Source organism: Sphingomonas sediminicola, assembly GCF_014489515.1.
Lineage (GTDB): Bacteria > Pseudomonadota > Alphaproteobacteria > Sphingomonadales > Sphingomonadaceae > Sphingomicrobium > Sphingomicrobium sediminicola.
The window spans coordinates 2,321,425-2,341,855 of the sequence record NZ_CP060782.1 but is presented as its reverse complement, the minus strand read 5'-3'; the positions used below and the strand labels follow the sequence as shown (position 1 = coordinate 2,341,855).

The 20,431-nt window shown below is 63.9% G+C and carries 27 protein-coding genes and 3 pseudogenes; 3 read left to right on the top strand and 27 right to left on the bottom strand.

Translation table 11 applies throughout. The annotated features are described in order from the left end of the window. Positions 1-61: 61 nt before the first annotated feature. From H9L14_RS12575 to gluQRS, 11 genes and pseudogenes are all read right to left on the bottom strand, one after another. Positions 62-997, bottom strand: coding sequence for a hypothetical protein (locus tag H9L14_RS12575; protein ID WP_187708368.1), 936 nt, complete (start codon positions 995-997; stop codon positions 62-64). A gap of 89 nt (positions 998-1,086) precedes the next feature. Next, positions 1,087-1,359, bottom strand: a complete 273-nt coding sequence (locus tag H9L14_RS12570; protein ID WP_187708367.1) for a hypothetical protein — start codon at positions 1,357-1,359, stop codon at positions 1,087-1,089. A 67-nt stretch (positions 1,360-1,426) separates the two neighbouring features. Continuing rightward, positions 1,427-2,053: a MarC family protein gene (locus H9L14_RS12565; RefSeq protein ID WP_187708366.1), complete on the bottom strand. Its 627-nt coding sequence runs from the start codon at positions 2,051-2,053 to the stop codon at positions 1,427-1,429. Beyond that, a complete protein-coding gene (locus H9L14_RS12560; protein ID WP_187708365.1) occupies positions 2,050-2,685 on the bottom strand; it encodes a hypothetical protein in 636 nt (211 codons plus the stop codon). The genes H9L14_RS12565 and H9L14_RS12560 overlap by 4 nt, the downstream gene beginning before the upstream one ends. After that, entirely contained in the window at positions 2,685-3,572 is an 888-nt protein-coding gene (gene folD, locus H9L14_RS12555; RefSeq protein WP_187708364.1) for a bifunctional methylenetetrahydrofolate dehydrogenase/methenyltetrahydrofolate cyclohydrolase FolD, read from the bottom strand. Before folD ends, H9L14_RS12560 begins: the two co-directional genes overlap by 1 nt. After that, on the bottom strand, positions 3,569-3,871 hold the full coding sequence (locus tag H9L14_RS12550) for a YggT family protein (RefSeq protein ID WP_187708363.1): 303 nt from the start codon (positions 3,869-3,871) through the stop codon (positions 3,569-3,571). The genes folD and H9L14_RS12550 overlap by 4 nt, the downstream gene beginning before the upstream one ends. Before the next feature lie 36 nt (positions 3,872-3,907). Then, positions 3,908-4,866: pseudogene (egtD, locus tag H9L14_RS12545) on the bottom strand (L-histidine N(alpha)-methyltransferase). Beyond that, a pseudogene (gene egtB, locus H9L14_RS12540) lies at positions 4,850-6,084 on the bottom strand (ergothioneine biosynthesis protein EgtB). The pseudogenes egtD and egtB overlap by 17 nt, the downstream one beginning before the upstream one ends. Positions 6,085-6,152: 68 nt before the next feature. Beyond that, a complete protein-coding gene (locus H9L14_RS12535) occupies positions 6,153-6,716 on the bottom strand; it encodes a cob(I)yrinic acid a,c-diamide adenosyltransferase (protein WP_187708362.1) in 564 nt (187 codons plus the stop codon). A gap of 13 nt (positions 6,717-6,729) precedes the next feature. Next, on the bottom strand, positions 6,730-6,936 hold the full coding sequence (locus H9L14_RS12530) for a twin transmembrane helix small protein (protein WP_187708361.1): 207 nt from the start codon (positions 6,934-6,936) through the stop codon (positions 6,730-6,732). Beyond that, on the bottom strand, positions 6,933-7,793 hold the full coding sequence (gene gluQRS / locus H9L14_RS12525) for a tRNA glutamyl-Q(34) synthetase GluQRS (protein ID WP_187708360.1): 861 nt from the start codon (positions 7,791-7,793) through the stop codon (positions 6,933-6,935). Before gluQRS ends, H9L14_RS12530 begins: the two co-directional genes overlap by 4 nt. Before the next feature lie 188 nt (positions 7,794-7,981). Here gluQRS and H9L14_RS12520 point away from each other — a divergent pair, with 188 nt between their 5' ends. Beyond that, entirely contained in the window at positions 7,982-8,548 is a 567-nt protein-coding gene (locus H9L14_RS12520) for an HNH endonuclease (protein ID WP_187708359.1), read from the top strand. Positions 8,549-8,592: 44 nt separating this feature from the next. After that, entirely contained in the window at positions 8,593-9,159 is a 567-nt protein-coding gene (locus tag H9L14_RS12515; protein WP_187708358.1) for a response regulator, read from the top strand. Here H9L14_RS12515 and galU read toward each other — a convergent pair. After that, positions 9,156-10,016: a UTP--glucose-1-phosphate uridylyltransferase GalU gene (gene galU, locus H9L14_RS12510; protein WP_187708357.1), complete on the bottom strand. Its 861-nt coding sequence runs from the start codon at positions 10,014-10,016 to the stop codon at positions 9,156-9,158. The genes H9L14_RS12515 and galU overlap by 4 nt on opposite strands. Further along, positions 10,013-10,333 (bottom strand): hypothetical protein, encoded by a 321-nt coding sequence (locus tag H9L14_RS12505; protein ID WP_343070195.1) that lies wholly within the window; start codon positions 10,331-10,333, stop codon positions 10,013-10,015. Before H9L14_RS12505 ends, galU begins: the two co-directional genes overlap by 4 nt. An 85-nt stretch (positions 10,334-10,418) precedes the next feature. On the opposite strand from H9L14_RS12505, the gene H9L14_RS12500 reads away from it, so the two are divergent. Continuing rightward, entirely contained in the window at positions 10,419-10,790 is a 372-nt protein-coding gene (locus H9L14_RS12500) for a TlpA family protein disulfide reductase (RefSeq protein ID WP_187708356.1), read from the top strand. 144 nt (positions 10,791-10,934) lie between these two features. Here the strand turns inward: H9L14_RS12500 and H9L14_RS12495 are convergent, their stop codons facing one another. From H9L14_RS12495 to H9L14_RS12435, 14 genes and pseudogenes are all read right to left on the bottom strand, one after another. Continuing rightward, the gene (locus H9L14_RS12495; RefSeq protein WP_222949832.1) at positions 10,935-11,945 is read right to left on the bottom strand and encodes a DMT family transporter; all 1,011 of its coding nucleotides are present in this window, start codon (positions 11,943-11,945) and stop codon (positions 10,935-10,937) included. Positions 11,946-12,016: 71 nt separating this feature from the next. Then, positions 12,017-12,841 (bottom strand): 2,3,4,5-tetrahydropyridine-2,6-dicarboxylate N-succinyltransferase, encoded by an 825-nt coding sequence (dapD, locus tag H9L14_RS12490; protein ID WP_187708355.1) that lies wholly within the window; start codon positions 12,839-12,841, stop codon positions 12,017-12,019. Next, positions 12,838-13,554 carry a pyrimidine 5'-nucleotidase gene (locus H9L14_RS12485; protein WP_187708354.1) on the bottom strand — a complete coding sequence of 239 codons (717 nt, stop codon included), beginning with the start codon at positions 13,552-13,554 and terminating at the stop codon, positions 12,838-12,840. Before H9L14_RS12485 ends, dapD begins: the two co-directional genes overlap by 4 nt. Positions 13,555-13,570: 16 nt before the next feature. After that, positions 13,571-13,735, bottom strand: coding sequence for a methyltransferase family protein (locus H9L14_RS15165; RefSeq protein ID WP_343070194.1), 165 nt, complete (start codon positions 13,733-13,735; stop codon positions 13,571-13,573). Then, positions 13,732-14,310 carry a hypothetical protein gene (locus tag H9L14_RS12480; RefSeq protein WP_222949830.1) on the bottom strand — a complete coding sequence of 193 codons (579 nt, stop codon included), beginning with the start codon at positions 14,308-14,310 and terminating at the stop codon, positions 13,732-13,734. The genes H9L14_RS15165 and H9L14_RS12480 overlap by 4 nt, the downstream gene beginning before the upstream one ends. Positions 14,311-14,367: 57 nt before the next feature. Further along, positions 14,368-14,730: a HesB/IscA family protein gene (locus H9L14_RS12475; protein WP_187708353.1), complete on the bottom strand. Its 363-nt coding sequence runs from the start codon at positions 14,728-14,730 to the stop codon at positions 14,368-14,370. A 12-nt stretch (positions 14,731-14,742) separates the two neighbouring features. Then, a complete protein-coding gene (locus H9L14_RS12470) occupies positions 14,743-15,198 on the bottom strand; it encodes an SUF system Fe-S cluster assembly protein (RefSeq protein ID WP_187708352.1) in 456 nt (151 codons plus the stop codon). Next, positions 15,195-16,385 (bottom strand): aminotransferase class V-fold PLP-dependent enzyme, encoded by a 1,191-nt coding sequence (locus H9L14_RS12465; protein WP_187708351.1) that lies wholly within the window; start codon positions 16,383-16,385, stop codon positions 15,195-15,197. Before H9L14_RS12465 ends, H9L14_RS12470 begins: the two co-directional genes overlap by 4 nt. Continuing rightward, a complete protein-coding gene (locus tag H9L14_RS12460; protein ID WP_187708350.1) occupies positions 16,382-17,128 on the bottom strand; it encodes a SufD family Fe-S cluster assembly protein in 747 nt (248 codons plus the stop codon). The genes H9L14_RS12465 and H9L14_RS12460 overlap by 4 nt, the downstream gene beginning before the upstream one ends. A gap of 61 nt (positions 17,129-17,189) precedes the next feature. After that, positions 17,190-17,420, bottom strand: coding sequence for a hypothetical protein (locus tag H9L14_RS12455; protein WP_187708349.1), 231 nt, complete (start codon positions 17,418-17,420; stop codon positions 17,190-17,192). After that, complete coding sequence (gene sufC, locus H9L14_RS12450) at positions 17,417-18,160, bottom strand: Fe-S cluster assembly ATPase SufC (protein WP_187708348.1); 744 nt, start codon at positions 18,158-18,160, stop codon at positions 17,417-17,419. Before sufC ends, H9L14_RS12455 begins: the two co-directional genes overlap by 4 nt. A 1-nt stretch (position 18,161) precedes the next feature. Beyond that, a complete protein-coding gene (locus H9L14_RS12445; RefSeq protein WP_187708347.1) occupies positions 18,162-18,539 on the bottom strand; it encodes a hypothetical protein in 378 nt (125 codons plus the stop codon). Between the two features lie 5 nt (positions 18,540-18,544). Further along, a pseudogene (gene sufB, locus H9L14_RS12440) lies at positions 18,545-20,025 on the bottom strand (Fe-S cluster assembly protein SufB). Next, the gene (locus tag H9L14_RS12435) at positions 20,022-20,420 is read right to left on the bottom strand and encodes an SUF system Fe-S cluster assembly regulator (RefSeq protein ID WP_187708346.1); all 399 of its coding nucleotides are present in this window, start codon (positions 20,418-20,420) and stop codon (positions 20,022-20,024) included. Before H9L14_RS12435 ends, sufB begins: the two are co-directional and overlap by 4 nt. Between the last annotated feature and the right edge of the window lie 11 nt (positions 20,421-20,431).

Genomic DNA, 20,431 nt, shown 5'->3' with positions numbered 1-20,431 from the left:
AAACGAAAGGCGCCGCCGCCAAAATGGCGACGACGCCTTCGTTCATAACCTTCCGCTCAGATTAGAACTGATATTCGTGGACCTTTGCCTTGCTGGCCGTGCCGCCGAAGGAGATAGCCATCTTTTCAGGCTTGGCCGCAACGACCGGCTTGGTGACTGCGGTCGGCTTTGGAGCCAGCCCCAGGCGTTCGCGACGGTCGAGCTCTCCCGCGATCTTCAGCCGCTTGCGCAGGGACAGCGAAGGATTCTCGGTCGTCGGGCCCTGATAGGCGGCGCGGACGTGACGTCCGAAGTCCGATGTGTCGAACCTGTCGGGAACTTCCGTCGGCTCCATTGCGGCCGGCATCGTTGCAGCCACCGGTTGGTGGACAGGAGGGTCCCAGCCAGCCTCGGGCTCGGCCTGGACCGGGTCGGTGAGCGCGAGCTCGTCGTTGTCGATCCAATTGTGCTCGAACTCATCGTCCTCGCGGCGGCGTTTCCGGCGGACTGCCATACCTGCGCCGGCAAGGGCGAGGATCAGTGCGCCCGCGCCACCGGCAATCGGGAGTGCTTCCTTGAGTTCGGCGTCCTTTGCCGGCTCGACTTCGGCAACCGGCGCGACTGCGGGCGCAGGCTCGACCGAAGTGATCGGGACCGGAGCCGGAGCAACTTCTGCAATAGGCTCGGAGGCCGGCGCATCCACTGGCGCTGCAGCGGCCTTCGGGGCCGAACGGACGGTCTTGGCAGCCGTCTTCTTGGCCACGGGCTTAGCCGCCGGTGCAGCTTCAGGTTTTGCGGCTGTAGTCGTTTCGACCGGCGTCGAGGTTGCTTCCGGCTCGGCAGCCGGGGCGAGCGGATCGGCCGCAGGCGCTGCCGGCTCCGGTGCGGCCGCCGTTGCCTCGACGGGTGCCGTCTCGGTGCTCGGCACCTCTTGGGCAGCGAGCGAAGTTGAAGAAAGGGCAAGGACCGCGGCAATCGCGGTAGTGCCCAGGCGATACTGCTTGCGTGTGTACATCATGAAAAACGAACACGCACGGACGTTACGCGGTCGCATCGTTTCCGACGAGTCGAACCGTGGTGACGACGAACTGAAAAAACTCAATCTTCTTAATGGGTTGATGAACGGCGGTTTTCCAAATCAATCGGAATTTGTCGTATTTTCAGTAGCGTTGGTGGTGTCCGAGCCGCTCTCGTTGAGCTGATTAAGCTGGTTGCCGAGCGTATCGCTTTCCGCCCGCCTTCGTCCGCGGGAAGGACGGTTTCGTTGGTCGACATTTGCGTGTCGGACTCCATATTTGCCGCATTGTCCTGACCGCTCTGGGAGCAGGCGGCGAGCGCGACGATGCCGATTGCAGCGCCGATTCTCAGCGTGAGTTTCATTGCGCTTTCCTCTTTTGATGGGGCGACGAGATTTAAGAGCGCTCGATAGGTACCACTGGTTCCCTTCCTAGAGCGAGGGGAAGCTTTGCTTGAGGCCGTCGATCACGAACTGAGCGGCGAGCGCGGCAAGGATTACGCCGAGGACCCGAGTGATCATCGCTTCCAGCTTTTCGCCGATAAGGCGCATGATCGGTCCGGCGGCGAGGAGGGCCAGCATGGTCAGCAGCATCACGATCGTAATCGCGGCAAGAACCGCAGCGACCTCTGCAGAGCCGTCCGCGCGAGACACCCACAGCATGGCGCTGGCGATCGAACCGGGGCCCGCGATCATGGGTATCGCCATCGGGAACACCGAGATGTCCTCGGCCTCCGGAGTGCCCTCGATCGACTGGGCCCTGGACTCCCGGCGCTGGGTCCGGCGCTCAAACACCATGTCGAGGGCGATCATGAACAGCATGATGCCACCGGCGACGCGGAAGCTTGCAAGGCTGATGCCCAGTGCCTGAAGCATCGGGCGGCCGAGCAGAGCGAAGAACATCAGGATCGCCCAGGCGATCAGCGAGGATCGGACCGCCATCGCCCGGCGGTGCTTGCCGGGCGTCCCGCGTGTCAGGCTTGCAAAGATGGGTGCGCAGCCCGGCGGGTCGATGATGACCAGGAAGGTGACGAGAGCCGAGCCGAAGACCTCGATCATTCTTTGGGCGCGCTGATGTGCTGGTCGAGAATGGTGCGGTAGTCGCGGCCGTTCCAGAGCTTGGCTTCGAAATGGCGTTCGCCGGACGCGGAAACCTTCCATTCGTAAATGAGGGTGCCGTCGGCCGATCGGCCCTGGCCGCCGTCAGCGGGCGGCTTGCCGGCGATCCGCGCGGTCGATTTCACCTCTTCGCGATACGCCCCCGGAATCTTCGTCCGGCCGCCGCAGCTGGCGCGCTGCACGCGGGGCTTCTTCGGAAGCGCCATCGGCGATGCCAGCGTGTCACCGCCATCGTACGACCACTTCCAGCTCTTGCCGCTGCGCATCCAGACCGTGGTGAAATAGCCCGTCGCTTTGCCGGACGCCGAAGTCCACGGGCCACGATTTATCGCCGTCCGGCCGTCGCACGAAAGCCAGCTGTCCGAGGGTCCCCAGCTGATCGCCTTGGGCGGGTCCTTCAGAGGGGCGAGGAACTCATGGGCCCAGACCGCCTGGGGCGTAAACATGACCGCGGTTTCGTCGGCATATTTGCGAAAAGCGGTCCATTGTCCGATACGTTTCGCATCGGCTGCGAACGCGCGTTCCGCGTCGACGGCACTGATTGCGGCGGCAGCAAGCAGGAATTCTAGCATTACACTCCCTTCGGATCCGAGAGCCCCGCCCTCCGGTGCGCGGCAACAACCGTGTTCCTTAAAAGCATGGCGATGGTCATCGGGCCCACGCCGCCCGGAACAGGAGTGATCGCCCCGGCTCGCTCGCTTGCTCCGGCGAAGTCGACGTCGCCGACGAGGCGAGACTTGCTGTCTTCCGTCGGCACACGGTTGATGCCGACGTCAATGACCGTCGCACCCGGCTTGATCCAGTCACTCTTGACCATTTCCGGGCGGCCGACCGCGGCTACGACAATGTCCGCGCGGCGAACGACATCCGGCAGGTCCCTCGTTCGGGAGTGGGCGACCGTCACCGTCGCGCTTTCGCCGATCAGCAGCAGCGCCATCGGCTTTCCGACGATATTGGAGCGGCCGATCACGACGGCCTCCTTCCCGGCGATCGATCCGAGTTCCTGCTTCAGCAGATAGAGGCAGCCGTAGGGCGTGCACGGGACGAGCGCTTCGAGCCCGGTCGCCAGCCGTCCGGCGTTCATCGGGTGGAAGCCGTCGACGTCCTTGGCCGGATCGATCGCCGCAATGACCCGGGACGCATCGATCTGCGGAGGAAGCGGCAGCTGAACCAGGATCCCGTCCACGTTATCGTCGCGATTGAGCTGGTCGACGAGGTGGAGGAGCTCAGTCTCCGAGGTCGTGTCCGGGAGCTTGTGCGAGAAGCTTGCCATGCCGGCTTCGCTGGTCGCCTTGCCCTTGGACCGGACATAGACCGCGCTCGCGGGATCCTCGCCGACCAGCACTGTCGCGAGACCCGGTTGGCGACCGGTCGTGCGCGCGAATTCCGCTGCAATCCCGGCGACGCGCGCCCTTACTTCGGCGGCAGCGGCTTTTCCGTCGATGATCTTTGCGGTCATGCGCCCGAATAGGCCAGGTCCACCGCGACGCCGCTCAGAAGCATCCGCAGGATCTGGATGACGAGAAGGAGGACCAGGGGCGAGAAATCGATGCCGCCGAAATCCGGCATGACCTTCCGGATCGGCCGGTAGAGCGGGTCGGTGATGCGGTCGAGCGCGCCGACGAAGGCGCGCAGGCCCTGCGAGCCCGTGTTCAACACGTTGAAGGCCACCAGCCAGCTGAGGATGACCTGGATGATGATGATCCAGCCGAGGACCCGAAGAAGCAGGTCGGCGACGTTGAAGAGCGCAATCAGCATTGACGGGGCTTAGCGGGAGGCCCGCTGCGCCGCAATCTACGGTGCGAAACGGTTCGGAAGTGCCTCGGCGAGGATGACTGCGAAATCTCCGGCCGGGTCTGTCCACTCCGCCAATGGCGTCCACCCGCCCGCCAGAAGCAGGACCCGTGCGCCGCGCTGTCCGTACTTGTGGCTGTTCTCGGTATGGATCGACGAGCCCTTGGCGAAGGAGAAGCTCTTGCCTGAGATCGTGAACGTCACGTCCCGCCTCGCGACGAGATGCATCTCGATCCGCGACAAAATGTCGTTCCAGCGTGCCTCGTGACGGAAGGCGTCGATCGGGATGTCGCCGTCCAGCTCACGGTTGATCCGCTCGAGGAGGTTGAGATTGAAGGCGGCGGTGACCCCCGTGGGATCGTCGTAGGCCGCGATCAGGCGCTCGATCGGCTTCACCTTGTCCATGCCGATCAGCAGCTGCGCGCCGACGCCGAGCAGGTCGCGGAAGCTGCGTAGGAGGTCGGTCCCGGTCCGCGGCACGAAATTGCCGATGGTCGAACCCGGAAAGAAGCCGAGCTTTGGCAGAGCCGCGATACTGTCGGGCAGGTCGAAAGGTCGCGCGAAGTCGGCGACGACCGGCTCGACTGAGATGGACGGGAATAGGTCGGCGATCTCGGCAGCACTCTCGCGAAGATAGTCGCCGGAGATGTCGACTGGCACGTAGGCCGCCGGGTTGATCGCTTCGAGAAGCAATGGCGTTTTTGTCGCCGAGCCGGCGCCGAACTCGACTACGGCAGCCCGGCGTGGACGCACTTCGCGATGTCCGGAAGAATCTCCTTGAGAAGCGCCGTCTCCGTCTGCGTTGGATAATAAGCAGGGAGACGGGTGATCTCGTCGAACAGCTCCGATCCACGGCGGTCGTAGAGCCAGCGCGCGGGCACTGCGGGAATATAGGCCGACAAGCCTGCCAGCACGTCTTCTCGGAAGGCGGGATCGACCCGTTCAGCTGTCTCGAGCAAGCCTCAGCCCCGTGAATTGCCAGCGCGAGGCCGGAGGAAAGAAATTGCGATAGGAGGCGCGGCTGTGCCCGCGCGGCGTTGCGCAGCTGGCCCCTTCAGCACGAACTGTCCGCACATGAACTTGCCGTTATACTCGCCGACCGCGCCCTCGGCCGGAACGAAGCCTGGGTAGGAGAGGTAGGCACTTCCGGTCCACTCCCACACATCGCCGAAGATTCCTCCTCCGGGTTTCGGAAGGACAGCCTCGGCTGTGTCAAGCTGGTTGCCGAGGAAAGGATCGGCACTTCCCGCGAAGTCCTCCCATTCGGCTTCAGTCGGAAGGCGCGCGCCGGCCCAGCGGGCGAAAGCGTCGGCCTCGTAATAGCTGATGTGCGCAACGGGTGCGGCGCGGTCGATCTCGCGGCGGCCCGCGAGCGTGAACTGCGTGCCGTCGCCGTGCCAGTAGAGAGGCGCATCGATCTTTTCGCGCTGCACCCAGTCCCAGCCCTCGCTGAGCCAGAGCGTCGGAGTGGAGTAGCCGCCGTCGGCAATGAAGTCGGTCCATTCGCCGCTCGTCACCTTGCGGCTCGCTATCGCGTGGGGGTGCAGGACGACGCGGTGGCGCGGCCGCTCGCAGTCGAAGGCAAAGCCATCTTCGCTCGCTCCGATTTCGACGATCCCGGCTCGACCCGGATGAAATGTCATCGGCTCGGTCGCGAAGCAGGCGGGCGGGCCGAGCTCGGCATAAGCCGGCTCCATCGGATTTTCGGCGAAGGTCGCCAGCAGGTCGGTAAGGAAAAGCTCCTGGTGCTGCTGCTCGTGATTGATGCCCAGTTCGATGAGGTCGAGGACGTTCGGCGAGAAGTTCGGCAACTCGCGATCGAGTGCCGCATCGACCTGGGCGCGCCAGTCGCGAACTTCGTCGAGCGAGGGGCGGCTGAGCATACCGCGCTTGGGCCGTGCGTGACGGTCGCCCTCCGTCTCGTAGTAGCTGTTGAACAGGTAAGCGAAGCGCTCGTCGAACGGCCTGTAATCGGCGACATGGTCGCGCAGCACGAACGTCTCGAAGAACCAGGTCGTGTGGGCTAGGTGCCACTTGGCCGGCGAGGCGTCCGGAAACGGCTGGATCGTCGCATCCGCGTCCGAAAGAGGCGCAGCCAGATCGAGCGTCAGCTTGCGCGTGGCAACCAATCGCTCGCGGAGCGCTTTGGGGGTTCGAGCCGAATCCTCCCTGGCCATCGTTGAGCCCCTGCCACGAAACAGCGGCAGATAAAAGCCGAAGTTCTCCAAATGTTCCGCCGGAGCGGCTATTCGTCCCGGGTTCCGCCCGGCTTCCAGAGGACATCGCCGCCAGAACCAGCGGCGACTTTACGCGCGCCGACGAACAAATGGTCGGACAGGCGATTGAGGTAGGCGAGGAGGTGCGGATTAAGCGGCTCGACCTCGTTCAGCGCGACGGCTGCCCGCTCGGCGCGGCGGACGACTGCGCGGGCAAAATGCAGCGCGGAAACGGCCACCGAGCCGCTCGGAAGGATGAAGCTGGTGAGCGGCGCGAGGTCCGCGTTCATCCCATCGATTTCCTGCTCCAGCCGCTCGACCTGTACGGGGACGGTGCGCAGCGCGCCGTCGACTTCGCCCGGCGTTGCGACGTCTGCGCCGACATCGAACATATCATTCTGGATGCGGAGCAGGTGCGCACGGACCTCGCCCCCATCCATCGCCGAGATGGCCATGCCGATGGCGGCATTAGCCTCGTCCACTTCACCGATGGCGATCATCCGGAGGCTCGATTTGCTGACCCGCGAGCCGTTGACCAGCCCCGCCGTTCCGGCGTCCCCCGTCTTGGTATAAATTTTGTTGAGGCGGACCATCAGGTCTTGGCCGTCAGCCCCGCGATCCGCCTGCCACGACCAGAAGCAGGATGACGATGATGATCGCGACGGCCTGGAACAGCACGCGCTTGCGCATGTAATCCTGCTGCCGCTCGCCGCTGATGTCCTTGCCCGAAGCCATGGCTATGACCCCGCGAACGAGGACGTAGGCGGTAGCACCCATGGCGAGGATGAGCAGGATGATGAGGATCGCGTTCATGGCCCGGCTCTACTCGTCGCGAAATGCGAAACCAAGGGGAGCTTTTCGGCCAGCAGGTCTCGGGCGAGCCGAATTCCGTCGACGCCGCCCTCGCGCATGGCAGCGAGCGTCGGCGCAAGGTCGCGCTTGGCGAGCCGCCGTCCGTCTTTGTGCGTGACCAAAGGATGGTGCCGATAGGTGGGTTCCGGCAGGTCGAGCAGCACCTGCAGCAGTCGCTGGGTCGGCGTCGATGGGCGGAGATCCGCTCCGCGCACGACCATGGTCACTCCGCTTGCCGCGTCATCGACGACGCAGGATAGGTGATAGCTCGCGGGCGCATCCTTCCTCGCTAGGATGACGTCGCCAATCTGCGACGCGTCTGCATCGAAGCGGCCTCCGTCGGTCTCCGTCCACGACGGTAGGCCGGCGATTTCGAGCGCCTTGGCGGAATCTAGCCGCCAGCTGTGCGGCGTCTTTGCTCGCCGCTCCGGGTTGTCATGCAAGGGCCGACAAGTCCCGGGATAGGATGCGGCTGCGTCGCCGTGCGGAGCCGCCATCGACTGTGCAATGTCGGCCCTGGTGCAAAAGCAGGCATAGACGAGCCCACGCTCACGCAGCCGGTCAAGCGCCGCCCCGTAGTCGTCGGTCCGCTGCGATTGCACGAGGACCGGCTCATCCCAGTGGAGTCCGAGCCATTCCATGTCCTCGTAAATGCCGTCGACGAACTCCGGTCGGCTGCGTCCCTGGTCGAGATCGTCGATCCGAAGAAGAAAGCGACCGCCACTTTCGAGGGCCCGTGCGTGACCCGAAACCGCGCTGAACGCATGACCGAGATGAAGCCGGCCCGTCGGCGAGGGTGCGAAACGCGTCACAATCATTTCGACTGTGACTCAAAGGACTCTTGACGGCGAATCCGCAATCTTCGATTCTTCATGCCGTCACATCGGGTTGGCATCCGGTGGGCAACAAGGGAAGACGGGCCCGACGCGACCCATCTCCTCCTTGAGTGCGACAGGGCCGGAGACTTGTTCGTAGCGGGCGGACAGGAAAGGCCATTGCCCGCGTCATGTATCACCCCGACCTCATTCGCCATCCCGAAAGCTGCCCGGCGCTCGTCCTGAACGCCGACTACACGCCGCTCTCTTATTATCCGCTCAGCCTCTGGCCTTGGCAGACCGCGATCAAGGCCATGTTCCTGGAGCGCGTCGATGTCGTCGCGCACTACGACCGCGAAGTGCACAGCCCGAGCATGGCGCTGAAGCTTCCGTCGGTGATTGCGCTTCGCCAGTTCGTGAAGCCCAGCGAATATCCGGCGTTCACAAGGTTCAACCTGTTCCTCCGCGACAAGTTCAGCTGCGTCTATTGCGGTTCGCGCAAGGAACTGACCTTCGACCACGTGCTCCCACGCGCCCAGGGCGGCCGCACGACGTGGGAAAATGTCGCGACGGCCTGTGCACCCTGCAACCTCAGGAAAGGCGGACGCACGCCGCGCCAGGCCGGCATGCATATAGAGCTTGAGCCGATCCGCCCGACCAGCTGGCAGTTGCAGGATCACGGGCGCAGCTTCCCGCCCAACTATTTGCACCAGAGCTGGCGCGATTACCTCTACTGGGACATCGAGCTGGAGCCCTGATCGCGCTTATCGCGGCATTAACCATTCCCCCGTAGCCTCGGCCAATGGATGTCGCACCGTGGCAGAATGAGGTTCACGAAGCGGGAGCCGAGGCTCCGCGCGTCCTCATCGTGCAGCCGAACCGCGCTTATCTGGGAGTCCTGGCCCGTCGCATCTCGGAGGGCGGATATCGGGTGGCTACGGCGGACACCGCGGCCTCTGCAATGGCGGAGCTGCATCGGCTTTCGGTCAGCCTGATCCTGTCGGAGCTTCGGATGCCGGGAACCAGCGGCGTTGAGCTGGTCAGCATGGTGCGTGAGGACCCCGTGCACCGCGAGCTTCCGGTCTTCCTTGTCACCGGCAGGTCCGACACGGACGGCGCCGTGCAGGCTTACAGGAGCGGCGCGGACACGGTCATCGCGAAGCCGTTCCATTTCGAGGTGCTCATTGCCCGGATCGGTCGAGAGATCGAGCGGTCCAAACAGCTGGCCAAGCTCCGCAACGACGTTGCTGCCCTCGACGCTCGAGTGGTCGGGCGCGCAATCGAGTTGGGCGAGATGCGCGATCGCTGGCTCGCGAGCGAGGCCGAGTTGCGCCGTCTCCAGGAAAAGATTCGCTCCACCGAGGCCTAGAGCCCGGCGAGAAACTCCCGGACCTTGGGGCCGACGTCTTCGCGCTCAAGAGCGAGCGCGAGATTGGCGATAACGTAGCCGGCCTTGTCGCCGCAGTCGTGCCGGACAGCGTCGACCTTGATCGCGTGAAACGGCTGCTTGCCGATCAGCTGGGCCATGGCGTCCGTCAGCTGGATTTCTCCACCTGCGCCGGTTTCGCCCTTGCCGAGCACCCGCATGACGTCGGGCTGAAGGATGTAGCGGCCGATTACCGCAAGATTCGAAGGCGCTTCTTCCGGCTTCGGCTTTTCGACGAGGCCGAGGACTTCGGTAACCGCGCCGTCCTGCCTGCCCGGAGTGATGACCCCATAGCTGCCGGTCTTCTCGTGCGGCACTACCTCGATGGCCAACATATTGCCGCCGACCTTCTCCCAGGCTTCGACCATCTGCTTGAGGGCACCCGGCGTGCCGGACATCAGGTCGTCGGGGAGAAGGACCGCGAACGGCTCGTCGCCGACCACTTCGCGCGCGCACCACACTGCGTGACCCAGGCCGAGAGGCTGCTGCTGGCGGACCGAAACCAGCTCGCCGAAGCGGGCGCGCGACGGCTCGAGCGCCTCGAGCGTCTTGCCCTTCTCGCGCATCGTCGTTTCGAGCTCGAAAGCCATGTCGAAATAATCGACGAGCGACGATTTCCCGCGGCCGGTGACGAAGATCATCTGCTCGATGCCCGCCTCGCGAGCCTCGTCGACCGCATACTGGATGAGCGGCCGGTCGACGACCGTCAGCAACTCCTTCGGAATGGCCTTGGTTGCGGGAAGCAGGCGCGTGCCGAGGCCGGCCACTGGAAACACGGCCTTGCGAAGCTTTCTTGTCATTCGGGGGTCGCGGGTCCTACTTCGTTGGTCGGGCTTTCCTGCCCTGTCCCGGCCGGAGGCGGAGGCGCTGCTCCGCCACCGGCGGGCGGCAGGTCGAAACGATCGACCGAGCGCGGCTGCGAGCGCTTGATCAATTCGTCCACGCGCTGCGGGTCGGCATAGGTCGGCGGGGTCAGCAGGTCTTCCGCGGTCGGTGTCGTCTGGGCCATCAGCGGCTTGACCGGCAGCGGTTCGCCCTGCGCTGGTGTGAGCGGCGCCATACGGCCGCAGCCGCAAAGTGCGGCGATCAGGATTACGACGGCTGCGCGGCGGAACATCGGGAGTGGCGTAGCGTCTCGCGAAGTCTTTCGCCAGCCGCTCCAGCGCCTTGCAGCCACGGGGCGGCTTTCCTATCGGCCTCTCATGTCCATCTTCAGAACTGCTGCGCTCCTTCTCGCCCTCGGCCTCTCTGTCGCTGCCTGCCAGAAGCAGGAGGCTCCGACGAACAAAGAGACGAGCGCTTCAGATCCGCGCGGCATTCATCGCGACCAGGCGGGCAAGCCCGCGCCCGATGTCGAGCTTCGCGACGCGGAAGATGAGCCGGCAACTCTCGCGGATGCGAAAGGCCAGCCCGTCCTCGTCAACATTTGGGCGACCTGGTGCGCCCCCTGTGTAAAGGAGCTGCCGACGCTTCAGGCGGTCGCCAAGCAGAAGGGAGGGATTCGCGTCATCGCCGTTTCGCAGGACGTGGCGCCGCGGGCTCTGTCGATGCCTTCCTCGAGAAGAACAGGCTGACCGACCTTGAAGTCTGGCACGATCCACGGATGGCCTTGTCGTCGGCGTCGGGTGCCCAAATCCTGCCGACGACGATCCTTTACGATGCACAGGGCCGGGAGGTTTGGCGCTATGTGGGCGACCTCGACTGGTCGGGCGAGGAAGCTAGGAAGCTGCTGGCTGAACTGCCCGCCGCTGGAAGAGGCTGAGCAATCGTCCGTCGATCGCTGCGAGGCCAAGGGCGATAAGGCCGAGACCGGCGACATCGCGGGCTTCGATGATTTCACCAAGCATGAGCGCGCCCATCAGGATTGCTACCGGCGGTACCAGCAGGGTGACGAGCAATGCGTTGGTCGCACCCGCTGAATCGATCAGCCGGAAATAGAGGATGTAGGCGTAGGCGCTGCAAACGACCGCGAGCACGAGGATGGCGCCGAGTGCGCCGAGCGGGGGAACGGCCTGCTCCCATGGGCGATCGAACACCAGCGCGACAGGAAGCATGACGAGCGCACTCGCGGTCAACTGACCGGTGGTGACCGACATCGGCGAAACTCCAAGCCGCTTGAACCGGCGCGCCCAGACTCCCGCCAAAGCGTAGAGAAGAGCGGCGGTGACGCAGGCGAGCTGCGCGAGCACATTGTTTCCGATCGAGCCGAGCAAGTCGGGGCCGATCATCAGAGCGACGCCGCCGAATCCGAGCAGAACTCCGGCGATCTTGCGCGGGGTCATGCGCTCGTCGTGGGTGAAGACGTGCGCGACGATCACGCCCCAGATCGGCGTGGTAGCATTGAGGATCGACGCCAGTCCGCTGGCGATATGGGTCTGTCCCCATCCGAACAGGATGAAGGGAATGACGTTGTTGAGCAGCGCGAGGACGAACATCGAGCCCCAAACGGACTTCGGCAGGCCTGCGGGTTCCTTTCGCCAGGCGAGGTAGGCCCAGAGAGCCGCGGCCGCGATCGTCACCCGCAGCCAGACGTAGGTGAGCGGCGGCACAGAATGCACGGCGACGTGAATGCAGAAGAAAGCGCTGCCCCAGATCACGGCGAGCCCGATGAGCGTCAGCCAATCGGAGCGGTTCATGACGCTGCGGATCATCGCATGCGTATGCGGTCCGACCGGCGCGGCCGCTTCCCGCAGCTTGCTGTCAAAGCAATCCTGGCTGAGCTTCGTCATCCAGGAATTCTGACTGACGAGCTCCAGCGCCGCCAACAAAAGGGCGGTTTCCGCTCATAAGGTCAGCTTATCTAGTCGCGCAGCAGTTCGTTGATGCTGGTCTTCGACCGCGTCCGCTCGTCGACGCGCTTCACAATGACCGCGCAGGCCAGTGAAGGGCCGCCATCCTTGCCCGGCAATGCGCCTGGAACGACCACCGAATAGGCCGGAACGCGGCCGTAATGGACTTCGCCCGAGGCACGATCGACGATCTTGGTCGAGGCGCCGAGGAAAACACCCATCGACACGACCGCGCCCTGCTCGACGATCACGCCTTCGGCGACTTCCGAGCGTGCACCGATGAAGCAATCATCCTCGATGATCACGGGTCCGGCCTGAAGCGGCTCAAGCACTCCGCCGATCCCGGCGCCGCCCGAAATGTGCACGTTCCTGCCGATCTGGGCGCAGCTGCCGACCGTCGCCCAGGTATCCACCATTGTGCCTTCGCCGACCCGGGCACCGATGTTGACGAAGCTCGGCATCAGGACAGCCCCAGGAGCGATGTAGGCGCCGCGGCGAACGATGGCGCCGGGAACCGCGCGATAGCCCGCGGCTTCGAATTCCTTCTCGCCGAGCGCCGCAAATTTGGAGGGCACCTTGTCCCACCAGTTCGCGCCGCCGGGGCCGCCGGCGATCAATTCCATCGGATTGAGCCGGAACGAGAGCAGGACCGCCTTCTTGAGCCATTGGTTGACAACCCATTCCCCACCGGCCTTTTCGGCGATGCGCGCTTCCCCGCTGTCGAGAGCGGCGATGGCCTTGTCGACCGCCTGGCGGACATCGCCCTTCGTGTCGGGCCCGATCGCGCTCCGATCCTCCCATGCCGCGTCGATCACTTGGCTCAGGCTGCCGGTCATTCCTCATCCTCCAGTATCGTCTCGAGCCATTCGCCCACATCGGCGATGCGATGGTCGATGTAGCTGTCCTCGGCGCCGTGGTTCCCGCGCTCCGATCCATTGTCCACCCAGACGGTCGTCATTCCGAGCGTCTTCGCGGGCCTGAGGTTCTGGGCGATGTCGTCGACCAGAAGCGCCCGGGCGGGATCGATGCCGAAGCGCTCGCAGAGTAGCTCATAGCCATGCGGGTCGGGCTTCGGGCGATAGCTGCTGGCGTGGATGTCGTGCAGATCGTTGAAGCGGTCGCCCACCCCAATCGCCTCAAGCACCCGGCGCGCATAAGGCGCATCGCCATTTGTGAAGATGAATCGTCTGCCGGGAAGGCGCTGCAATGACGCCGCGAGTGCATCGTTGCGCTGGATGCGGTCGAGCGGGATTGCGTGAACGTCTTCGAGGAATTCGTGCGGGTCTATTTCGTGCGCGCGCATCAGCCCCGCGAGCGTCGTCCCATGCGTGTGGAAATGATGCTTTTGGACGCGGTGCGCCTCGTCGGCGTCGCAGTTCAGAAGACGCCGGATATAGGCGTTCATGCGCTCGTCGATCAGCGCGAACAGACCGCTCGAGGCCGGGTACAGGCAATTGTCGAGGTCGAAGATCCAGTCGCGGACGTGGCTGAATTCGGGGCGACGCTGGCGGCCATGCCGAGCGCCTAGCCCCTTTCTCCTTCCCGGCAAACCTTGCCCTGACGGTCTAGGCTGCGCGCTTCCAGAATTTCGGGGTCAGCATGCCGACAGTCGCGCGGTATTCCTCATAGTCGCGGCCGAACAGACCCCTCAGATCGCGCTCCTCGTAGCGGATGGCGATCAGGATATAGACGGACATTCCGAGTGCGAAGAGCAGGTGACCGGCGGTCATCTTCGGAATGGCCCAGAAGGAGATGAAAAAGCCCGCGTAGAGCGGGTGCGCCACCCACCGGTAGAAGAAGGGCTGACGGAGTTCGGGGCCTGGGCCTCGCGACTGCGCATGTGGAACCAGGCCTGCTGAAGTCCGAACAATTCGAAGTGGTTGATCATGAACGTGCTCAGGAGGACGACGAGCCAGCCGGACCCGAACAGCAGCCAGAGCGGAAATTCGAGCCCCGTTCCGCTAGCGTCCCAGATCACCTGTGGGATTGGGCGCCAGAGCAGGAACATTACGATCAGCACAGCGCTGGCTCCGAGCACATAGATACTGCGTTCGAGGTAGTGCGGCACGATGCGGGTCCATGCCCGCTTGAACCCTTGTCGAGCCATCACGCTGTGCTGAATTCCGAAAAGGGCGAGCAGGGCGAGATCGATAATGACGGCGACGGCGACTGGTGCCTCCGGCCCACGATCGACAGTAAGAGCCGCAAGCGGCAAATTGCCGACGAAGGCGATCAGGTAGAGGAAGGTCGCGAAAAAGATCGCATAGGCGATCGTCGAAAACAGTAGCGAAGCTGAGCGTGACATGCCGATTCCCCTTCGGCTGCGAAGCGCCCCTTTATCAGAAAATCGACGGCTTACCTATCAGACGGTGAAGCTCTCGCCGCAGCCGCAGGCGCCCTTCGCATTCGGGTTCTCGAACACGAAGCCGGCGGCGAAATCGTCTTCGCGCCAGTCCATGATCGAGCCGATCAGGTAGAGGATCGATCCGCCGTCTACGAAGAAGGTGCCGCCCGCAGTCTCGATCTTTTCATCCATCGGGTTCGCCTCGGTGATATAATCGACCGAGTAAGCGAGGCCCGAGCAGCCGCGGCGCGGCGTTGATAGCTTCACACCGATCGCGCCTTCGGGAGCGCGGCCCATCAATTCCGCAATGCGCGCTTCCGCCGCGGAGGTCAGGATGATCGCGGCCGGACGCGGTGCCCGGACTTTCGTTTCCCTATTCATTACAAATACCGCTCATAGCATTCCCAGTTCGAGCCGGGCCTCGTCGCTCATCTTGGACGGGTCCCACGGCGGGTCCCAGACCAGCTTCACCTCGGCATCGCGGATTCCAGGGACCGAGAGGACTCGAAGCTCGACTTCGTTCGGAAGGGATTCCGCGACCGGGCAGTGCGGCGTCGTCAGCGTCATCGTCACCACCGCGTCACCATCCTCGCTTATCGCAACGTCGTAGATCAGGCCGAGCTCGTAGATGTCGACCGGAATTTCCGGGTCGTAGATCGACTTCAGCGCGTCGATGACGTTGTTCTTCAGATCTTCGTTAGCGGATGCTTCGTCCGCCGGCTTGGTCTCGCCCGAGAGGAAGCCGGTCAGATAGTCGCGCTTCCGCTCGAAATCGGGCGTGACTCGAGCGCGCGGCGGTGGGCTTACCGCTTCCACTTCTTCCGTTTCGATCTTCCGCTCCTTGTTCATCCGAAGATCCGCTTCACCTGTTCTATCCCGCGCACCAAAGCCTCGATGTCCGAGCTGTCGCTATGCGCCGCGAAGCTCGCCCGCGCCGTCGCCGGAACGCCGAGAACGTCCATCAGAGGCTGCGCGCAATGATGGCCGGCGCGGACCGCGACGCCCACGTCATCCAATATGGTGGCGGTGTCGTGCGGATGCACCCCGTCGACGTTGAAGCTGACGATTCCTGCACTGTCCTCGGGTCCGTAAAGCGTCACGCCGCCGACGCCCGACAATGCCGCGCGGCATTCCGCGACGAGCGCGCATTCATGCGCGTGGACTGCGTCCAGAGTCAGGCCTTCGACCCAATTGACCGCTGCGTTCAATCCGACCGCCCCGACGATGTGCGGCGTGCCGGCCTCGAAGCGCATCGGTGCGTCGAGATATGTGGTCTTCGCGAACGTTACTCGGTCGATCATCGACCCTCCACCCTGCCACGGAGGAAGGGCGTTGAGCAGGTCGTATCGACCCCAAAGACAGCCGATGCCCGTAGGGCCGTAAAGCTTGTGCCCAGAGTAAGCGTAGAAGTCGCAACCGATTGACGCGACGTCGACAGGAATTCGCGGAACAGCCTGGCAGCCGTCGAGCAGCAGAAGCGCGCCCTTCGAATGCGCAATCTCGGCCGCCCTCTTCGTGTCGAGAATCGAGCCGAGCACGTTCGACACGTGCGCGAAAGCGACGACGCGATGCTCCTCGGAGATCATCGCTTCGGCGGCATCGAGATTGATGCGTCCATCGACGGTCAGCGGAACCGCGTCGACTTCGTAACCCGCGAGCTGCCAGGGAACGATGTTGCTATGATGCTCGAGCTGCGACAGCAGCACGCGGTTGCGGCCTTCCTTTGGAAGCGAGCGCGCGACCAAGTTGATCGCTTCGGTCGCGCCGCGCGTGAAGACGACCTCGTTCGGTTGCCCGCCAATCAATCCTGACGCGGCAGCGCGTGCGGCTTCGTAACTCGCCGTCATCGCCGCCGAGCGCTCGTAAACGCCGCGGTGCACTGTCGCATAATCGCGGGCGTAAGCGGTGGTGATTGCGTCGATCACGACCTGCGGTTTTTGCGCGGTCGCCGCACTGTCGAGATAGTGCCAATTCTCGATCGCCGGGAATTGGGAGCGAACGTCGAGCGCGCTGTTGATGCGCGTTGCGACGTTCATGCCACCCTCCGCAACGCACCGCGCGCGGCGGCGCAGATCGCCTCGCGTTGCGCCTCATCCGCGACGTTGTCCCAAAGTCCCATGACGAAGCCTTCGAGCAGCAACGCGCGCGCGCTTGCCGGGTCGAGCCCGCGCGATTGTGCGTAGAACATCTGAGTCTCGTCGAGCTCGCCGACGCTCGCGCCGTGAGCGCATTTCACGTCGTCAGCGAAGATCTCCAGCTCGGGCTTACAGTTCGCTGTTGCGCCGCGATTAAGCAGCATGGCTTTCACCGATTGTTCGCCGTCGGTTTGCTGCGCGCCGCGTGCGACCTCGACCTTGCCGAGATAGGAACCGACGGCCTTGCCGCCGAGCACCGAGCGAACGACCTGCCGCGAGCGTCCGCGCTCGCCGATGTGCCTCACGTTGGTGACGATTTCGTTGGTCGATTGACCATCGCCGATATTCGCAGCGAACAACTCGAAATTGGCGTCAGCTTCGAGGCTCACCTGGAGCTCAATGCGGCCGTAGACCGATGCGGTGTTCAGCACGAACAATCGCGCCTTCGCGCCCGCACCGAGCGCAATCGACATGCGCTTCACTTGCACGTCATCGCCGGTCGGCACCCACACGTCTTCGAAGGAATCGCCCGCGCCGATTGTCAGCGTCAGCGGCTCTGCGAACTGTTCCCAAACCGGCTTCAGCGCGTCGAGGTCGGCGTAACGCCATTCCTCCTGTTTGCGGGTGGGGAAGGGGGCGGTCATGCGCGTCTCTTCATCAGCCGGCGCAGCTTCTTGTCGCGGCGCTTCTGCCGTTCAGGAGCCATCAGCCCGTAGAGCGAATCGAGTGCGAGGCCCCGGCGACCAGGATGATGACGAGGCTTGCTGCGTAGCCGGTATCCATGAAGCGGCTGACGATGAAGTCGAGCGCGGCGACGATGCCGGCGAGGATGACGAGAAGGGTCGTGTCGGCGATTGCGCGGCCGGGATCGCCGCGTACCGACGCGACAACGATCATGAAGACGATACAGCCTAGGATGATCGCGAAAGTGCTCACGCAGCCGCCTCCGCGTAGCCTTCGCGCTCGAGTTCGTGCGCAAGCTCGGGACCGCCGGAGCGGACGATGCGCCCGGCGTTCAGCACGTGCACCTTGTCCGGCGTTACATAGTCGAGCAGCCGCTGGTAGTGCGTGATCAGGAGCACGCCTTTGTCGGGCGCGCGCATGATGCGATTGATGCCCGCGCCGACCGCACGAAGAGCATCGATGTCGAGGCCGCTGTCGGTTTCATCGAGGATCGCGAACTTCGGATTCATGATGCCCATCTGGACCATCTCGGCGCGCTTCTTCTCGCCGCCCGAAAAGCCGACGTTCACCGGGCGCTTCAGCATGTCGACATCCATGCCGAGCAGCGCTGCCTGTTCGCGCGCGAGCTTGATGAACTCGCCGCCGGAAAGTTCAGGCTCGCCGCGCGAACGGCGCTGCGAATTGAGGCTCTCGCGAAGGAATTGCAGCGATGAGACGCCCGGGATTTCGACCGGATATTGGAAGCCCAGGAACAGGCCCGCGGCTGCGCGCTCGTGCGGCTCCAGCGCAAGCAAATCCTTGCCGTCGAATGTCGCCGAACCTTCGGTCACCTCGTACCCTGGGCGCCCCGAAAGCACGTAGCCGAGCGTCGATTTGCCCGATCCGTTCGGCCCCATGATCGCGTGTACTTCTCCCGCGGGCACGCTGAGCGAAATGCCCTTCAGGATCGGCTTGTCGGCGACCGTCGCATGGAGGTTCCGGATGTCGAGCATCTTATTTGTCGAGCCTCCCGGCCGGGCAATTGAGGAGGAAGTAGCGACGCATCGAATCCATCGCGTCCTGGCGAATTCCTTCGAGCATCCGGCGGTCGTTGAGCGCTCGCTGGCGGTCCTCGATTGCGGCATCTTCCAACGACAGTTTCTTTTCGTCAGCGGCCTTGATCGGGCCCGCCTCGCGAAGCGTCGCGCGGCGCTGCGAAACTTCGAGACGCGCGGCGACAATCGACTCCTGCTCGCGGAACGTGTCCAGCAGGAACGCGCTGCGCTGCGCGGCTTCCCCCGAGAAAGCCGGATTGGCCGCCCCGCGATCGCATTGAGCGACTGCGCGGTTCAGCGAATCCAGATCGGCAGACGCCGCAACAAGAAACAACAACGGCATCATCCGACTGAACCTTCCAAACTAATTCCAAGTAGCTTCTGCGCCTCTACGGCAAACTCCATCGGCAGCTGCTTCAGCACCTCGCGGGCGAAGCCGTTGACGATCAGTGCGACTGCAGCCTCCTGGTCGAGCCCGCGGCTCATTGCGTAGAACAGCTGGTCCTCGCTGATCTTCGACGTCGTCGCTTCATGCTCGATGGTCGCGGTCGGGTTCTTCACCTCGATGTACGGCACGGTGTGAGCGCCGCACTGGTCGCCGAGCAGAAGTGAATCGCACTGCGTGAAATTGCGCACGTTCTCGGCGTTCGGTAGGACCTTCACCAGACCGCGATAAGTGTTGTTCGAACGCCCTGCGCTGATGCCCTTCGAAACGATGGTAGAGCGCGTGTTGGCGCCGATGTGCACCATCTTCGTGCCGGTGTCGGCCTGTTGGCGATTGTTGGTCAGCGCGACCGAATAGAATTCGCCTACGCTGCCCTCGCCCTTCAGGATGCAGCTCGGATATTTCCAGGTGATCGCGGAGCCGGTCTCGACCTGCGTCCAGCTGACTTTCGACCGCGCGCCGCTGCACAATGCCCGCTTGGTGACGAAGTTGAAGATCCCGCCCTTGCCCTCGGCGTCGCCAGGATACCAGTTCTGCACCGTCGAGTATTTCACTTCGGCGTCCTCGTGCGCGAAAATCTCGACGACCGCCGCGTGCAGCTGGTTCTCGTCGCGCATCGGTGCGGTGCAGCCTTCGAGGTAGGAAACGTAGCTGCCCTTCTCGGCGACGATCAGGGTGCGCTCGAACTGGCCCGTGTTTTCCGCATTGATGCGGAAATAGGTCGACAACTCCATCGGGCAGCGGACGCCCTCGGGATGTAGACGAAAGTGCCGTCGGAAAAGACCGCGCTGTTGAGACAGGCGAAGTAATTGTCGCGCTGCGGAACGACCGATCCGAGATACTGCTTCACCAGTTCCGGATATTCGCGGATCGCCTCGCTGATGCTGAGGAAGATAACGCCGGCCTTCTTCAACTCCTCGCGGAAAGTGGTCGCGACCGACACGCTGTCGAACACCGCATCGACCGCCACGCGCGGCGCACCTTCGACGCCGGCGAGCACTTTCTGCTCTTCCAGCGGAATGCCGAGCTTCTCGTAGACTCGTAGGATTTCAGGATCGACCTCGTCGAGACTGCCGAGCTTCGGCTTTTGCTTGGGCGCAGCGTAATAATAAGCGTCCTGGTAATCGATCTCGGGGATGTCGAGCTTGGCCCAGCTGACCTCTTCCATCTCCAACCAGGCACGATAGGCCTTAAGCCGCCAGTCGAGCATCCACTCCGGCTCGTCCTTCTTGGCGGAGATGAAGCGGACCGTCTCTTCGCTCAGGCCCTTGGGTGCGAATTCCTGCTCGATGTCGCTTGTGAAGCCCCACTCGTACGTGGCGAGCTTCTCGGCGGCTTCCTGCGCCTCGCGGTTGCGGACGGTGGTTTGCTCGGTCACTGCGCGAGCTCCGTCAGGCTAACCGCGCCGAGCGCCCCGCGGATTGCATTGCCGACAACGCCCATGTGCGGCTTGACCATGCAGTGCGCGTCGAGTGCGCAGTCGGTGCGGCCTTCCGAGCAGATCGTCATCGCGATCGGCCCTTCGACCGCCTCGACGATGTCGGCGAGCGTAATTTCACCGGCCGGACGAGCCAGAGCGTATCCGCCCGCGGCGCCGCGGACGCTTGTAAGCAGGCCTTCGGCGGCAAGTCGGCCCATCAACTTCTGGGTGGTCGGCAAGGGGACGCCCGTATCCTGGGCGAGCTCGCTCGCGCTGAGGCGCGCGCCAGCTTCCCGGCGGGCGGCGGCGGTCATGATCACGACCGCATAATCGGCAAGATGGGTCAGGCGCATATCAAATCGGA

Coding starts and splice junctions, on each gene's coding strand:
- folD (WP_187708364.1), bottom strand. CDS start 3,572: ATGACCGCAAAGATCATCGACGGAAAAGCCGCTGCCGCCGAAGTAAGG.
- dapD (WP_187708355.1), bottom strand. CDS start 12,841: ATGACCGGCAGCCTGAGCCAAGTGATCGACGCGGCATGGGAGGATCGG.
- H9L14_RS12520 (WP_187708359.1), top strand. CDS start 7,982: ATGTATCACCCCGACCTCATTCGCCATCCCGAAAGCTGCCCGGCGCTC.
- H9L14_RS12470 (WP_187708352.1), bottom strand. CDS start 15,198: ATGAACAAGGAGCGGAAGATCGAAACGGAAGAAGTGGAAGCGGTAAGC.
- H9L14_RS12460 (WP_187708350.1), bottom strand. CDS start 17,128: ATGACCGCCCCCTTCCCCACCCGCAAACAGGAGGAATGGCGTTACGCC.
- H9L14_RS12465 (WP_187708351.1), bottom strand. CDS start 16,385: ATGAACGTCGCAACGCGCATCAACAGCGCGCTCGACGTTCGCTCCCAA.
- H9L14_RS12565 (WP_187708366.1), bottom strand. CDS start 2,053: ATGATCGAGGTCTTCGGCTCGGCTCTCGTCACCTTCCTGGTCATCATC.
- galU (WP_187708357.1), bottom strand. CDS start 10,016: ATGACAAGAAAGCTTCGCAAGGCCGTGTTTCCAGTGGCCGGCCTCGGC.
- H9L14_RS12515 (WP_187708358.1), top strand. CDS start 8,593: ATGGATGTCGCACCGTGGCAGAATGAGGTTCACGAAGCGGGAGCCGAG.
- H9L14_RS12480 (WP_222949830.1), bottom strand. CDS start 14,310: ATGTCACGCTCAGCTTCGCTACTGTTTTCGACGATCGCCTATGCGATC.
- gluQRS (WP_187708360.1), bottom strand. CDS start 7,793: ATGATTGTGACGCGTTTCGCACCCTCGCCGACGGGCCGGCTTCATCTC.
- H9L14_RS12495 (WP_222949832.1), bottom strand. CDS start 11,945: ATGACGAAGCTCAGCCAGGATTGCTTTGACAGCAAGCTGCGGGAAGCG.
- sufC (WP_187708348.1), bottom strand. CDS start 18,160: ATGCTCGACATCCGGAACCTCCATGCGACGGTCGCCGACAAGCCGATC.
- H9L14_RS12550 (WP_187708363.1), bottom strand. CDS start 3,871: ATGCTGATTGCGCTCTTCAACGTCGCCGACCTGCTTCTTCGGGTCCTC.
- H9L14_RS15165 (WP_343070194.1), bottom strand. CDS start 13,735: ATGACCGCCGGTCACCTGCTCTTCGCACTCGGAATGTCCGTCTATATC.
- H9L14_RS12505 (WP_343070195.1), bottom strand. CDS start 10,333: ATGTTCCGCCGCGCAGCCGTCGTAATCCTGATCGCCGCACTTTGCGGC.
- H9L14_RS12435 (WP_187708346.1), bottom strand. CDS start 20,420: ATGCGCCTGACCCATCTTGCCGATTATGCGGTCGTGATCATGACCGCC.
- H9L14_RS12575 (WP_187708368.1), bottom strand. CDS start 997: ATGATGTACACACGCAAGCAGTATCGCCTGGGCACTACCGCGATTGCC.
- H9L14_RS12500 (WP_187708356.1), top strand. CDS start 10,419: ATGTCCATCTTCAGAACTGCTGCGCTCCTTCTCGCCCTCGGCCTCTCT.
- H9L14_RS12560 (WP_187708365.1), bottom strand. CDS start 2,685: ATGCTAGAATTCCTGCTTGCTGCCGCCGCAATCAGTGCCGTCGACGCG.
- H9L14_RS12535 (WP_187708362.1), bottom strand. CDS start 6,716: ATGGTCCGCCTCAACAAAATTTATACCAAGACGGGGGACGCCGGAACG.
- H9L14_RS12570 (WP_187708367.1), bottom strand. CDS start 1,359: ATGAAACTCACGCTGAGAATCGGCGCTGCAATCGGCATCGTCGCGCTC.
- H9L14_RS12475 (WP_187708353.1), bottom strand. CDS start 14,730: ATGAATAGGGAAACGAAAGTCCGGGCACCGCGTCCGGCCGCGATCATC.
- H9L14_RS12530 (WP_187708361.1), bottom strand. CDS start 6,936: ATGAACGCGATCCTCATCATCCTGCTCATCCTCGCCATGGGTGCTACC.